The 12,715-nt window shown below is 62.1% G+C and carries 12 protein-coding genes, 1 tRNA gene and 1 riboswitch; of the genes, 4 read left to right on the top strand and 9 right to left on the bottom strand.

Going from position 1 to position 12,715, the window contains the following annotated elements; translation table 11 throughout:
- Positions 1-1,188 (bottom strand): LacI family DNA-binding transcriptional regulator, encoded by a 1,188-nt coding sequence (locus TRIHO_RS01525; RefSeq protein ID WP_232367674.1) that lies wholly within the window; start codon positions 1,186-1,188, stop codon positions 1-3.
- 95 nt (positions 1,189-1,283) lie between these two features.
- On the opposite strand from TRIHO_RS01525, the gene TRIHO_RS01520 reads away from it, so the two are divergent.
- The gene (locus tag TRIHO_RS01520; protein WP_068239682.1) at positions 1,284-2,036 is read left to right on the top strand and encodes an SDR family oxidoreductase; all 753 of its coding nucleotides are present in this window, start codon (positions 1,284-1,286) and stop codon (positions 2,034-2,036) included.
- 357 nt (positions 2,037-2,393) lie between these two features.
- On the opposite strand, the gene TRIHO_RS01515 is transcribed toward TRIHO_RS01520, so the two are convergent.
- Positions 2,394-2,469, bottom strand: a tRNA-Lys gene (locus TRIHO_RS01515).
- Positions 2,470-2,717: 248 nt separating this feature from the next.
- On the opposite strand from TRIHO_RS01515, the gene dapF reads away from it, so the two are divergent.
- The 3 genes from dapF to TRIHO_RS01500 are packed head-to-tail and all read left to right on the top strand — an operon-like array spanning position 2,718 to position 5,357.
- Positions 2,718-3,545: a diaminopimelate epimerase gene (gene dapF, locus TRIHO_RS01510; RefSeq protein WP_408646152.1), complete on the top strand. Its 828-nt coding sequence runs from the start codon at positions 2,718-2,720 to the stop codon at positions 3,543-3,545.
- Positions 3,542-4,807 (top strand): tRNA (N(6)-L-threonylcarbamoyladenosine(37)-C(2))-methylthiotransferase MtaB, encoded by a 1,266-nt coding sequence (gene mtaB / locus TRIHO_RS01505; RefSeq protein ID WP_068239676.1) that lies wholly within the window; start codon positions 3,542-3,544, stop codon positions 4,805-4,807. Before dapF ends, mtaB begins: the two co-directional genes overlap by 4 nt.
- Before the next feature lie 22 nt (positions 4,808-4,829).
- Positions 4,830-5,357, top strand: coding sequence for a chloramphenicol phosphotransferase CPT family protein (locus TRIHO_RS01500; RefSeq protein WP_068239673.1), 528 nt, complete (start codon positions 4,830-4,832; stop codon positions 5,355-5,357).
- 133 nt (positions 5,358-5,490) lie between these two features.
- On the opposite strand, the gene TRIHO_RS01495 is transcribed toward TRIHO_RS01500, so the two are convergent.
- The 7 genes from TRIHO_RS01495 to thiB form a co-directional block, all read right to left on the bottom strand.
- Entirely contained in the window at positions 5,491-6,282 is a 792-nt protein-coding gene (locus tag TRIHO_RS01495) for a cytochrome c1 (RefSeq protein ID WP_068239670.1), read from the bottom strand.
- A gap of 18 nt (positions 6,283-6,300) precedes the next feature.
- A complete protein-coding gene (gene petB / locus TRIHO_RS01490; RefSeq protein ID WP_068239667.1) occupies positions 6,301-7,629 on the bottom strand; it encodes a cytochrome b in 1,329 nt (442 codons plus the stop codon).
- Between the two features lie 12 nt (positions 7,630-7,641).
- On the bottom strand, positions 7,642-8,202 hold the full coding sequence (gene petA / locus TRIHO_RS01485; protein ID WP_068239664.1) for a ubiquinol-cytochrome c reductase iron-sulfur subunit: 561 nt from the start codon (positions 8,200-8,202) through the stop codon (positions 7,642-7,644).
- A gap of 237 nt (positions 8,203-8,439) precedes the next feature.
- The gene (locus tag TRIHO_RS01480; RefSeq protein WP_068239661.1) at positions 8,440-9,042 is read right to left on the bottom strand and encodes a glutathione S-transferase; all 603 of its coding nucleotides are present in this window, start codon (positions 9,040-9,042) and stop codon (positions 8,440-8,442) included.
- A gap of 88 nt (positions 9,043-9,130) precedes the next feature.
- Positions 9,131-9,838: a thiamine ABC transporter ATP-binding protein gene (locus TRIHO_RS01475; protein ID WP_068239942.1), complete on the bottom strand. Its 708-nt coding sequence runs from the start codon at positions 9,836-9,838 to the stop codon at positions 9,131-9,133.
- Positions 9,825-11,396 carry a thiamine/thiamine pyrophosphate ABC transporter permease ThiP gene (locus TRIHO_RS01470; RefSeq protein WP_068239658.1) on the bottom strand — a complete coding sequence of 524 codons (1,572 nt, stop codon included), beginning with the start codon at positions 11,394-11,396 and terminating at the stop codon, positions 9,825-9,827. The genes TRIHO_RS01475 and TRIHO_RS01470 overlap by 14 nt, the downstream gene beginning before the upstream one ends.
- Entirely contained in the window at positions 11,372-12,358 is a 987-nt protein-coding gene (gene thiB, locus TRIHO_RS01465) for a thiamine ABC transporter substrate binding subunit (protein ID WP_068239936.1), read from the bottom strand. Before thiB ends, TRIHO_RS01470 begins: the two co-directional genes overlap by 25 nt.
- Positions 12,359-12,409: 51 nt before the next feature.
- Positions 12,410-12,514: riboswitch (TPP riboswitch) on the bottom strand.
- Positions 12,515-12,715 lie beyond the last annotated feature (201 nt).

Here is a 12,715-nt window from a genome sequence, read left to right as displayed (position 1 = left end):
TCATCCTTGTTTGAGATCGGTCTTGAGCGAGTGAACGGACGGCGGCCAGGTGGCACCCTGGTCGTCGTCGCGGCTTTCCACGCGAGGAGGAGCAAGTGTGCCCCCCGCGCGAAAATTAAAGGGCAAGGGCGGCTGCTGGATGCACGCCCCCCCTTGCATCAGGTCCAGCAAGGTTCGCGCGGCCTGACGCCCCATGGCATCCGGCGCGGTTTCGATTGTCGTCAGCGGCACCTCGAGCAGGCGTCCGATTTCAATGCCATCGAACCCGACCACCGAAAGATCACGGGGAACGCGCTTGCCCATCAGCTGCGCGGCTTTCTGTACCGCAATCGCGAGAAAATCGTTCGAGGCGAAGACTGCGCTCAACCCGTCGAGCGTGGCGAGGATGCTGGACAAAAGCTCAGGCGTGTTGGCCTCTGCCTCGCTCAACTCGATCAGCGCAGGATCCGGCAGGCCGCGAGCCCGGCATTCGGCATGGAAACCGGCATAGCGGTTTCGCGACCGATCCGAGGTGGCAAAGCGCAGCGCCAGAAAAGCCGTGCGCCTGTGGCCCAGGTCGGCAAATCGGCGTGCGACCTCACGGGCGGCTTCGAAATTGTCCACATGGGCGGTGGGCAGCCCATCAATCGGGTCATGGAACATGAGCGATACCGGCGTCCCGCGCTGGCGCGCACGCTTCAGCATGACGCTGCTGTCCGGCGCAGCCATGGTGACGATCAGGCCGTCCACCTCTTTCGCCAGCAGGGTTGCAATGGCGTCGTTGTCGGCATTTTCGTCATAGTTCGAGCTTGCGATCAGAAGCTGATATCCGCTACCCGTCAGCGCCTCCTGCACGCCCTGAACCGCCTCGGCAAAGACGGGGTTGGCGAGCGAGGGTACAAGGCATCCTATCGTCATGCTCCTGCTGCTCTGCAGGGCTCGCCCGATGGCGCTGAAGGAAAACCCCAGTTCGCCCGCCGCCTTCTCCACCCGTTCGCGCACCTCGGCGCTGGCCGGGCCGGAACGGTTGAGCACCCTGCTGGCCGTCGCGATGCCGCAACCGGCCTCGCGTGCGACGTCCTTGATCGTGATCTTCTGCCTCGTGCTCACGCGATTCATCCATGTGAAAACGTTTCCACCGCTGGCTAATGGAAGTTCGTCACAGGAGTGTGACAGCACGCCCCAGGTGCGGACCCGTTTCTTGCGCATTGCCCTGGTCGCGTCCCGCTAGCGCAAGAAACGGGTCGCTGGACCGCCGAGCAATGCCCTAGTCGATCAATGTCCAATCATCGAAAGGCAAAAAAATGGAACTCAAAGACAAAACCATCATCGTAACCGGAGCGAGCAGCGGGATTGGGGCAGCAACTGCACTTCTGCTCGCCTCAAAAGGGGCCAATGTCGTGCTCGGAGCCCGCAGGAAAGCTGAACTGGATCAGTTGGTTGGGCAGATCACACAAAGCAACGGCAACGCTGTTTGCCTTCCCGGTGACGTGAGTGATGAGACCTATGCGGCGGCCCTGGTGCGTTGTGCTCAGCAGAATTTCGGCGGCCTCGACGGCGCATTCAACAATGCCGGAATGATGGGAGATATGGCGCCCGTCCCTGACATGAAAACCAGCAACTGGCATGATGTTATGGCCGTAAACTTGAGCAGCAGTTTTTACGCGGCAAAATACCAGATACCTGCACTGCGCGAAAATGGTGGCGGGTCTATCGTTTTCACGTCCTCATTTGTGGGACACACAATAGGGTTGCCCGGCATGGCAGCCTATGCCGCGTCAAAGTCCGGCCTTGTCGGCCTGACACAAGTGCTGGCGGCAGAGCACGGCACGGAAAATATCCGTGTAAACGCCCTCCTTCCAGGGGGCACCATGACGCCAATGGCAGGCGAAGACGCTGGTTTTCACGAGGTCGTACGCGGTTTCCACGCGCTCAAGCGGATGGCAGAGCCGTCAGAAATCGCACAGGCGGCACTGTTCTTGCTCTCTGACAGCGCATCTTTTGTGACTGGCAGCGCCATGATCGCGGATGGCGGAAACTCTATTTGCAAAGTGTAAGTCAGCCAGAGCGGACATCGACGGAAATATGTCGATGTCCGTTTTATCCAGAGTGTCGCCGCTCAGGCACGGCACCGAGCGCGGGCTGGTCTGCCGACGGATCTGTGGATGATGGGCATCAGGGCGGGTGCCGTGACGGAAGCAAAGGATCTTTGCACGGATCCTTACCTGCTGCGCGATGCGGCCCAGCACCAGGAAATCAACACCACAAGGAGATACTCGTGGCCGCGCTCCGACTCAGTCAACACCGGGGTGAAGCTTTGGCAAGGGCGCGGATAACCGGACCATTCGGAATACAAACGATCCAATACCGAAACACCCAACAAGCCCGAAAGCTGTTTAAGTCATTGATTTGAGTGGTGAGCCGTGCAGGATTCGAACCTGCGACCCACTGATTAAAAGTCAGTTGCTCTACCAACTGAGCTAACGGCCCACTCTCTGGTGAAGACTTAAACCGGTCTTCGCGGATCGCCCTTAGAGCGGATTAATCTTAGAAGATCAAGCGCTTATTTCGGGCCAGAACCATGCGATCTTGGCGACCGTACCGTTCCGATAGGGGGGGCTTCTACGGCCAAGGCCAAAGGGGGTCAACCCCATTTTTCAAAGTTTTCGCAGCAATCTCTGGATTCATTATCGCCGCAGGTCTATATGCGGCCCATGACCTCCCAAAGAGACCCTCAGATGTTGCCGTTCATGAAAATGCATGGGCTTGGAAACGACTTTGTTGTCGTTGATTCCCGTGCTGCCCAACTTGAGATCACCACAGCCATGGCCAGGGGAATCGCTCATCGCCGGTTCGGGCTGGGCTTTGATCAGCTGGCTATCATCTCAAACGCGCGGCCCGATAGCGACGCGGACGCACATCTGACCTTTTACAACGCCGATGGGTCCACCTCCGCCGCCTGTGGCAACGCCACGCGCTGCATTGCCCGGCATCTGATCGACGAAACCGGCAAGACCGCGCTGCATCTGACCACGGATCGCGGCGATCTGCGCGCGCAGGAGGCCGGCCATGGGTTGACAGCTGTCAACATGGGCCCGCCGCAGCTCGATTGGAACGAAATTCCGCTGGCAGAGGAAATGGATACGCTCGAACTGCCGATCGAGGGTGGACCGACGGCAACCGGAATGGGCAATCCGCACTGCACTTTCTTTGTCGAGGATGCCGACGTTATTCCACTGGAAGAGTTCGGCCCCCGCTACGAGCATCATCCACTCTATCCCCAGCGCACCAATGTGCAGATCGCCCATCTCGTCGGGCCGGATCACCTGCGCATGCGCGTCTGGGAACGCGGTGTGGGCATCACCCTGGCCTCTGGCTCATCGTCCTGCGCCACCGCTGTCGCGGCCGCCCGCAAGGGCCTGACAGGGCGCAAGGTCCGCATTGACCTGGATGGTGGCACCCTCTGGATAGATTGGCGCGAGGATGGCGTCTGGATGACCGGCGAGACCATGCATGTGGCCTCTGGCAGCTTTACCCGTCAATTCCTCGAAAGCCTCGGTCAATGACCAACGCCCCCAAGTTCACCACCCTCGGCTGTCGTCTCAATGCCTATGAGACCGAAGCGATGAAGGAACTCAGCCGCCAGGCCGGGCTGCAAAACGCCGTGGTCGTGAACACCTGCGCGGTGACCGCCGAGGCGGTGCGCAAGGCGCGTCAGGAAATCCGCAAGCTGCGCCGCGACAACCCGGATGCGCCGATCATCGTCACCGGCTGTGCCGCCCAGACCGAACCGGAAACCTTTGCCGCGATGGAAGAGGTCACACAGGTTATCGGCAACACCGAGAAGATGCAGCCCGAGACCTGGCAACGCATGGCGCGCGGTCCGGATTTCATCGGCGCCACCGAAAAGGTGCTGGTCGATGACATCATGTCGGTGACCGAGACCGCGAGTCATCTGATCGACGGGTTCGGCACCCGCAGCCGCGCCTATGTGCAGGTGCAAAACGGCTGCGACCATCGCTGCACCTTCTGCATCATTCCCTACGGGCGCGGCAATTCCCGTTCCGTGCCCGCCGGTGTCGTCGTGGACCAGATCAAACGTCTGGTCGACAAGGGCTTTAACGAGGTGGTGTTGACCGGTGTCGACCTGACCAGCTGGGGGGCAGACCTGCCCGCCACGCCGAAACTCGGTGATCTGGTGATGCGGATCCTGAAACTGGTGCCAGACCTGCGACGGCTGCGTATTTCGTCCATCGATTCGATCGAGGTGGACGAGAACCTGATGCAAGCCATCGCAACCGAATCTCGCCTGATGCCGCATCTGCATCTGTCGCTGCAACATGGCGACGACATGATTCTGAAGCGGATGAAGCGGCGCCACCTGCGCGATGATGCCATCCGCTTTGTCGAGGACGCGCGACGTTTGCGGCCCGACATGACTTTTGGGGCCGACATCATTGCCGGCTTCCCGACCGAGACCGACGCCCATTTTGCAAACTCGCTGAAACTGGTCACCGAATGCGACCTGACGTGGCTGCATGTCTTTCCCTACTCCAAACGTGAGGGCACCCCGGCGGCCAAGATTCCGTCGCAGGTGAACGGATCGGTGATCAAGGAACGCGCGGCGCAATTGCGCGCGGCCGGCGATGCCCAGGTGGATCGCCATCTTGCGGCGCAAGTGGGACGCCAACATTCCGTTTTGATGGAAAACCCGCATATGGGGCGCACCGAACAATTCACCGAAGTCAGCTTTGCCGTGCCACAGACCGAGGGCGCCCTGATCGCCACACAGATCACCGGCAGAACCGCGACTCAGCTGGTCGCCTGACCCCGGGGACCGGACGGAAGCGATGGCGCTCATCCTCTTCCTCCACGGCGCCTCGAGCAGCGGCAAATCGACACTGGCGCGGGAGTTGCGCAAACAGGCGGACCGGCCCTTTCTGCACCTCTCTATCGACCATCTGCGCGACAGCGGGGCCTGGGATCGTGCCGCCTATCCCAATTGGCAAGCGGCGCGACCGGCCTTCTTTTCCGGGTTTCATCGCGCCGTGGCCGGGTTCGCGGAGGCGGGCAATGACCTGATCCTCGAACATATCCTCGATACCGCAGGCTGGCGGACAGAGCTGCAAACACTGCTCGCCGGGCAGGACCTCCTCTTTGTCGGGGTGCAGACCGGCCTTGCGGAGCTGCAGCGGCGCGAAACGGCACGCGGTGACCGCCCACAGGGCAGCGCTGCCCATGACTTCGCGCAGGTGCACCGGGGGCTGTCATACGACATCACGGTGGATGGTGCGGCATCGGTCACAGCAAATGCGACCCGCGTGCTGGAGGCGCTGAAACCACCGCGCCCGGTCTCAGCCTTCTTTGACGCCGGCTGATCCCTGCCGCCACTGCAGGCCCGCGAGGCCCCGCCAAACCCCGGCAGGGCCGAGACACGACAAACAAAGACCCCCGCACCTTATGGCACGGGGGTCTTTCAATTCTCAGCGATTCAGCAGTCGATCACCGGGTTCAGGCGGTCTTTTTGCCCTTGTGCGGTGCCCAGATACGCTTGTTGGTCAGGTAGAGCAGCACGGAAAGGACGGCAAGGAACAGCACGCCGACAAAACCGGCTTGCTTGCGCGCCATCATCTTGGGCTCTGCTGTCCACATCAGGAACGCCGAGACATCCTCGGACAGGTGATGCAGATCGTTGGCGTGACCGTCAATGAACTCCACCTGCTCATCCGCGAGCGGCGGTGCCATGGAGATCCAGCCACCGGGGAAGGCGGTGTTGCCATAAAAGGTGGTGCCGGCTTCTTCTTTGGTCTCACCCGTGTAGCCGGACAGCAGCGACGCGATATATTCCGCACCGCCCATGCCCTTGAACAGCTGGTTCAGACCCAGGCCGTAGGGCCCGTGAAACCCGGCGCGCGACTTCGCCATCAGGCTCAGATCCGGCGCGCCAACGCCGTTGTTTTCCGGAAAGTGGTCAACCGGAGTTGCCGGGCGGAAATCATCCAGCGCGGCGTCAAATACTTCGAAGTTATCAGCCGCATAGGCACGCACCTGATCTTCGGGCAGGCCGGGGCCACCCTCGTCAGAGAGGGTGCGCAGCGGAACCTGCTTCAACCCGTGGCAGGCAGAGCAAACCTCGGTAAAGATCTGCAAACCGCGCTGCAGCTGGTTTTGGTCGTAGGTGCCAAAGGGGCCTTCGAACGAGAAGGCAAAATCCTCCACGTGGCCCTCGCCCCCAGCCGCAAAGGATACGGCCGGGATGAGCGCCAGGGCAAAGGCAGCACCGGTTACAAGGTTCTTGAACATGGGTAGCTGTCCTTCTTCTTACTCAGCAGGAGTAGCTTCGGATTTCTTGCCATAGTGGGCGTCGAAATCTTCTTCGATGGTGGCGGGGATGGCATCCGGTTTCTCGATCACGCCAAGCAGCGGCAGGATCACCAGGAAGTAGCCAAACCAGTAGGCGGAGGCGATCAGCGAGAAGGACGCATAGGGTTCTTCTGCAGGCATGGCCCCCAGCCACATCAGGGCGAAGAAGTCGATGACCAGCAGCAGGAACCACCACTTGAACTGCGGGCGATACTTGCCCGACCGCACCCGAGAGGTGTCCAGCCAGGGCGCCAGCGCCATCACCGCAATCGCACCGAACATCGCCAGAACACCGAAGAATTTCGCATCGACGATGCCGCCGGTCACGAAGGACGCGAACTGCACGATCCAGACTTCGGAGGTGAACGCCCGCAGGATCGCGTAGAACGGCAGGAAGTACCATTCGGGGACGATATGCGCAGGGGTCTGCAGCGGGTTGGCTTCGATGTAGTTGTCCGGGTGACCAAGGTAGTTCGGCATGAAGCCGACAATGGCCCAGAAGATCAGCAGCACCACGGCGAGACCCAGGAAATCCTTGATCACGAAATACGGCCAGAAGGGCAGCGTGTCTTTCTTGGCTTCTTCCTTGGAGCCACGACGCACCTCAACACCCGTCGGGTTGTTGTTGCCGGTGGTGTGGAAGGCCCAGATATGCACGATCACCAGCGCCGCGATGACGAAGGGCAGCAGATAGTGCAGCGAGAAGAAACGGTTCAGCGTCGCATTGTCCACCGCGGGTCCGCCCAGCAGCCAGGTCTGGATCGGCTCCCCGATCAGCGGGATCGCACCGAACAGGCCGGTGATCACGGTCGCACCCCAGAAGGACATCTGACCCCAGGGCAGAACGTAGCCCATGAAGGCGGTGCCCATCATCATCAGATAGATCAGCATGCCGACAATCCAGGTGATCTCGCGCGGGGCCTTGTAAGAGCCGTAGAACAGGCCGCGGAAGATGTGGATATAGACGGCAACAAAGAACAGCGAGGCGCCGTTCGCGTGCAGATAGCGGATCATGAACCCGCCGTTCACGTTGCGCATGATATGCTCAACGGAGGCAAAGGCCAGATCAACATGCGGCGTGTAATGCATCACCAGCACGATGCCGGTGACGATTTGCAGCGCCAGACAGAACGCCAGGACGATGCCCCAGATCCACCACCAGTTCAGGTTCTTCGGTGTGGGGATCATGATGGTGTCGTAGATCAGACCGACGATGGGCAGGCGGCTGTTCAGCCACTTTTCTGCGCCCGTCTTCGGCTCGTAATGGTCGTGCGGAATACCAGCCATTCGCGCGTCTCCTTATCCCAGCTTGATGGTGGTTTCGTCGGTGAACTCGGCCACCGGGATATGCAGGTTCTCGGGCGCCGGACCTTTGCGGATCCGGCCTGCGGTGTCGTAGTGGGACCCGTGACAGGGGCAGAACCAGCCGTTGAACTCGCCCGCGCCATCGCCAAGCGGCACACAGCCGAGGTGGGTACAGACACCCATCATCACCAGCCATTCGCCGTTTTCGTCGAGGGTACGGTTTTGATCCGCCGCATCGGTGCCCGGCTTGTTCGGGTTTTCCGAGGACGAATCGATCAGATCCTGCATCTCGACAGCCCGCGCCTGGTCGATCTCTTCCTGGGTGCGGCGGCGGATGAACACCGGCTTACCGAGGAACATGACGGAAATTTGCGTGCCAACGTCCACGCCTGAGATATCCACTACGATGGAGGACAGGGCCTGAACATCGGCCGAAGGGTTCATCTGGTTGACCAGGGGCCAAACGGCGGCGCCCGCGGTGACTGCCCCTGCGCCAGCTGTGGCGTAGTAGAGGAAATCTCTCCGGGTTCCTTCGTGGTCTTCTGCGTGGGACACGAGGTTTTCTCCAATTCCAGCGCCCGTTTAGGGCAAACATGCGCTTACACCGCATCGTGATCGCGGTGACTCAGCCGCGTGTCTAGCGATGCAAACCGGGTTCGTCTAGCGGTCAAAGCAGCGCATGTCGTCCCGAAAGGCGTATCTTTCACGGAACCGTTGCATTGCTGCGCCTGTGTCGAGCCTGTTGCAGGTCCTATTTGCCACTTCCGGTTTAAGAGCAGGTGAAGCCCCGCGTCAAAGGATATCCGGGCGTGTCGCCTGCATGGCCGGGCGCGATTCGTAGGCCGCAAACCAATCTGTCAGCTGCGGATTGCCCGCACGCCACCCTGCATCCGGGTGACGAAAATCAATATACCCAAGCGCCGCTGCCATCGCCAACTGGCCAATGTTGACCGGTCCGGTCAGCGACGGCATCCACCGGGCTTCGACGGCGGATACCGCGCCGAGGATCTTGCGACGCTGGCCTTCCAGCCAGTCATCCCATTGTTTTTCCACCGGACGCAGGCGTTTTTCATAGGCCATGGACACGCCGGCATCCATGATCCCATCCGCTGTGGCCTCCAGAACCTTCATGTCCCAGCCGCCTTTATAAAGCGCGCCCCCCGCCCGGTGGTCGAGGAATTCGCAGATCACCCGGCTGTCATATAATGTCGGACCGCTGTCGCGCAGCAATGCCGGGATCTTGGCCAAGGGGTTGCTGGCCGCCAGTGCCGCATCCTGTTCGGTTACGGTTGTGCTGACCTGCAGCAACTCCACATCCTCGGTCTGACCGGTCTCGTGCAGGACCAGAACCACTTTGCGGACAAAGGGAGAGGCGGGGGAATAAAACAGTTTCATGATGCGGGAACTCCCTGATTGGCGCGAGCTTAGCGGGGGGATCGCCGCTTTGGGAATGGGCTATCGCAAAAAACTTCGACAAGCGGATCTATCGGTCCGGCGTGGCCCCCAGATAGGCCCGGAGCGCGGGCGGCGGGCTGTCCAGAATCGACGCCGTGGCGGCCGGAGGATGCGCCCGCCCGTCAGCAACCAGCACCACCTCGCGCGAAATACGGCGCGCGTCCTGTGGGTCGTGGCTGACCATCAGCAGGGTTGCCCCCGTCTCTTGCGCAATCTCGGAGACGAGATCCAGCATCTCGGATTTCAGCGCCGGCCCCAGGGCGGCAAAGGGTTCGTCAAGCAACAGGAGCGCGCGGTTCTGCACCAGAACCCGCGCCAGGGCTGCCCGGCTGTGTTGCCCGCCGGACAGGGCAGCGGGTTTGCGCCCCTCCATGCCAGCCAGCCCCACCCGCGCAAGGGCCGCCGTCACGCGCGCCTCTTCCTGTGGGCTGAGGCGGCGATTGGGATCAATCCCGAGGCCGACGTTCTGCGCCACCGTCAGATGCGGAAACAGATTGCCATCCTGAAACAGCATCGCCACAGGGCGCTCTCCGGGCGGCTGGCCTGTGACATCCTGCCCCTGCCAGCTGATCCGCCCGGCGGCGGGCGGCACAAAACCGGCCAGCGCCTCCAGCAAGGTGGATTTTCCCGCCCCCGACGGGCCGATTACCGCGACCTGGGCACCGGGCTGGATTTCCAGATCCGCCTGCAGGCGAAATGTGCCCTTTCTGAGATCCAGCGCCTCAAGCTTCAGCATGCCACCGCCCTCCGCGATCCAGGAGCCAGAACGCCCCCATGGACAAGACAAACAACACCAGCGCCGCCCCCTGTGCGGCCTCCATCCGGTAGGCCCCCATCAGACGGTAGACCTGCAGCGGCAGCGTGGCCACTTCGGGATCGGCAAAAAGCGCGATGACCCCCAGGTCCCCCAGCGACAGCGCCGCCGTCAGCCCCGCCGCAAAGCCGATCTGCGCCCGGCACCGGGGCAGCAGAACGCGGCGCCAAAAGGTTGGCGCAGACATGTTCAGCGCCAGCGCAAGCCGGCTGTTCTGCTGCAGGACCTGGCGCACCCGTGGCACCAGGATGCGCAGCGCAAAGGGCAATGCCATCACCATATTGACCAGCGCTGTCACCGGCACAGCAAACACAAACGGATCCGCGACAGGATAGACCAGCACAAACAGCCCCGTGCCGATCACCAGCGGTGAGGCGGCCAGACCGAGAATGCCCGCAACTTCGCCGGTTTTATGATGCCCCAGACCGATACTGACCGACATCGGCAAGGCAACCCACAGCAACAACAGCGTGCTCAACGCCGCCACCTGCACCGACACCCAGGTTGCCCGCCAGACCGAGGTCGGCAGATCCAGCAGACCCGGCGCGCCGGCCGCCACGACCGCCAGCAGCGGCAGCATCAGAAACAGGGTTGCCAGCCCGATCCAGAAACCGTCGATCGTCCGCGCCCATCGCCCAACCCCGTCCCAACGCGCCACCGCCCGGTCGAGACCGGCGCCAAACCCGTCGCCCACCGGCACCCGCAAGGCCAGAAGCGCCGCCGCCACGGTCAGGACAAGTTGCACCCCCGACAGCATCGCGGCCCGGCCAAGGTCGAAATCAAAGTGGAAGGCCTGATAGATCGCCAACTCCAGCGTGGTGGCCTTTGGTCCGCCCCCGAGGGTCAGGGCGACGGCAAAACTCGACAGGCAGATCGCAAACACCACGGCCGCCGCGCCCGGCAGGACCTGCCGCAGCATCGGCACCTCCAGCAACTGCCACATGGCGCGGGGGCCTGCGTTCAGCTGCGCGGCCAGACGGAACCGCTCTGCCGGGATTTCCTGCCAGCCTTGCAGGATCAACCGGGTGGCCAATGGCAGGTTAAAGAACACATGCGCGATCACCACCCCGTGCAACCCATAGATCTGAATCGGCGCCAGCCCGAACAGCGCCAGCCCGTCGCTGACCCAGCCCGACCGGCCAAACACTGCCAGCAGGCCAAGGATGGCAACAATCACCGGCAGGATGAAGGGGGCGCCCAGCAAGGTAATCAGGGCCCGCCGACCAAAAAACCGCCGCCGCGCCAGGGCACGCGCCACCGGCACCGCCAGGGCGACGCTGAACAGGGCCGACAGGCTGGCCTGCAGCAAGGTGAACCGCAAGGCGGACCATTCTGCCGCGCCAAGTCCCCTGCCCTCTTCCGCCCGCAGCGCCACGGCGACTAGCGTGCCCAGAACCAGAAGCGCCACCCCAAGGGCGGCGCAGGTTCCGGGCCAGCTTGCAACCGGCCGCAGGATTACTGGCTGAGCGCTGCGAGCCATTCGTCCAATGCTTCATCCCGCACCGCCGCGGCCTCATCCTCGGGCAAGAGCAACGCTTTTTGCGGCGCTACCAGCGTTTCAAACCCCTGCGGCAGCCCATCAGACGGGACCACCGCCGGATACATCCAGTTGGTGGTGGGAATGATCGACTGGAATGCATCCGAGACCATGAACTGCAGGAACTGGTCCGCCAGCTCCGACTGATCGCTGGCGGCCAGCTTGCCGGCGACCTCGACCTGCATGTAGTGGCCTTCGTCGAATACGGCTGCGGCCTTGGTGTCATCCTCTTCGGCAATCAGGTGATAGGCCGGCGAGGTGGTGTAGGACAGCACCATGTCGGCTTCGCCCTCCAGGAACAGACCATAGGCCTCTGACCAGCCTTTGGTGACCGTGACGATATTGTCGCTGAGACCCTCCCAGATTTCCGGGGCCTCGTCGCCGTAAGCCGCCTTGACCCACATCAGCAGCCCAAGACCGGGGGTCGAGGAGCGCGGATCCTGAATCACGATTTTGGCGTCACTGTCGCCCAGCGCCTTAAAATTCGCAGGCGCCGCCGCATCGGCGTTGTGCACAAAGGCGAAATACCCCCAATCATAGGGCGCGAACTTTTCGTCCTGCCAGGTCATCGGCAGCGCGTAGTCGGCGGTGACAGAGATCGGCGCGAACAGGCCGGTTTCCTTGGCAGCGGCGGTCAGGTTGGTGTCCAGACCCAGCACCACATCCGCATCCGAACGCGCGCCTTCCAGTTTGATCCGGGCCAGCAGGGCCGCGCCATCGCCGGCGCCTACGAATTTCAGATCGCAGCCACAGGTGGCCTCAAAGGCCTCTTCGACCGCCGGGCCGGGGCCCCATTCGGAGACAAAGCTGTCATAGGTATAAACCACCAATTCCGGGGTCTCTGCCACAGCCGCCGTGGCCACGACAGCGCCCAGAAGGCTGCTCGCAAGTGAGAGGGATTTCATGTCGTCCTCCAATGCGGCGGCAGGCAAGGAGACGATCGAGGCATAGGCCGCCTTTGGATCCGAAACCTTCCCTCCGCCGGTATGATCCGGTTCAGGTTCAGCGGGTTCGCCAGATGGCATCTCAGCGCAGTTGACTACGCACCCCGAGGTGGCTCGGACCCTAGGGCTGCCGGGATGACAATGCAAGGCGGGGAATGCGGCTCTGCTGTCCAATGGGACGGATCGGCGGCAATGACCGGCATAGGTCAGCAACTCTGACCCATTGTTTCGCGCGCGAAACAAAAGGGGAGTCCTTCTGTCCTTTCTTACCGGTTAATGCGGCGATCTCTTTTCCCGCGCGCCCTTTGCGGGTAAAGG

Source organism: Tritonibacter horizontis (assembly GCF_001518015.1).
GTDB classification, from domain to species: Bacteria; Pseudomonadota; Alphaproteobacteria; order Rhodobacterales; family Rhodobacteraceae; genus Epibacterium; species Epibacterium horizontis.
The sequence above is the reverse complement of the archived record's forward strand: the minus strand, read 5'-3'. Positions and strand labels throughout refer to the sequence as shown.

Coding starts and splice junctions, on each gene's coding strand:
- TRIHO_RS01525 (WP_232367674.1), bottom strand. CDS start 1,188: ATGCGCAAGAAACGGGTCCGCACCTGGGGCGTGCTGTCACACTCCTGT.
- TRIHO_RS01520 (WP_068239682.1), top strand. CDS start 1,284: ATGGAACTCAAAGACAAAACCATCATCGTAACCGGAGCGAGCAGCGGG.
- dapF (WP_408646152.1), top strand. CDS start 2,718: ATGTTGCCGTTCATGAAAATGCATGGGCTTGGAAACGACTTTGTTGTC.
- mtaB (WP_068239676.1), top strand. CDS start 3,542: ATGACCAACGCCCCCAAGTTCACCACCCTCGGCTGTCGTCTCAATGCC.
- TRIHO_RS01500 (WP_068239673.1), top strand. CDS start 4,830: ATGGCGCTCATCCTCTTCCTCCACGGCGCCTCGAGCAGCGGCAAATCG.
- TRIHO_RS01495 (WP_068239670.1), bottom strand. CDS start 6,282: ATGTTCAAGAACCTTGTAACCGGTGCTGCCTTTGCCCTGGCGCTCATC.
- petB (WP_068239667.1), bottom strand. CDS start 7,629: ATGGCTGGTATTCCGCACGACCATTACGAGCCGAAGACGGGCGCAGAA.
- TRIHO_RS01480 (WP_068239661.1), bottom strand. CDS start 9,042: ATGAAACTGTTTTATTCCCCCGCCTCTCCCTTTGTCCGCAAAGTGGTT.
- TRIHO_RS01475 (WP_068239942.1), bottom strand. CDS start 9,838: ATGCTGAAGCTTGAGGCGCTGGATCTCAGAAAGGGCACATTTCGCCTG.
- TRIHO_RS01470 (WP_068239658.1), bottom strand. CDS start 11,396: ATGGCTCGCAGCGCTCAGCCAGTAATCCTGCGGCCGGTTGCAAGCTGG.
- thiB (WP_068239936.1), bottom strand. CDS start 12,358: ATGAAATCCCTCTCACTTGCGAGCAGCCTTCTGGGCGCTGTCGTGGCC.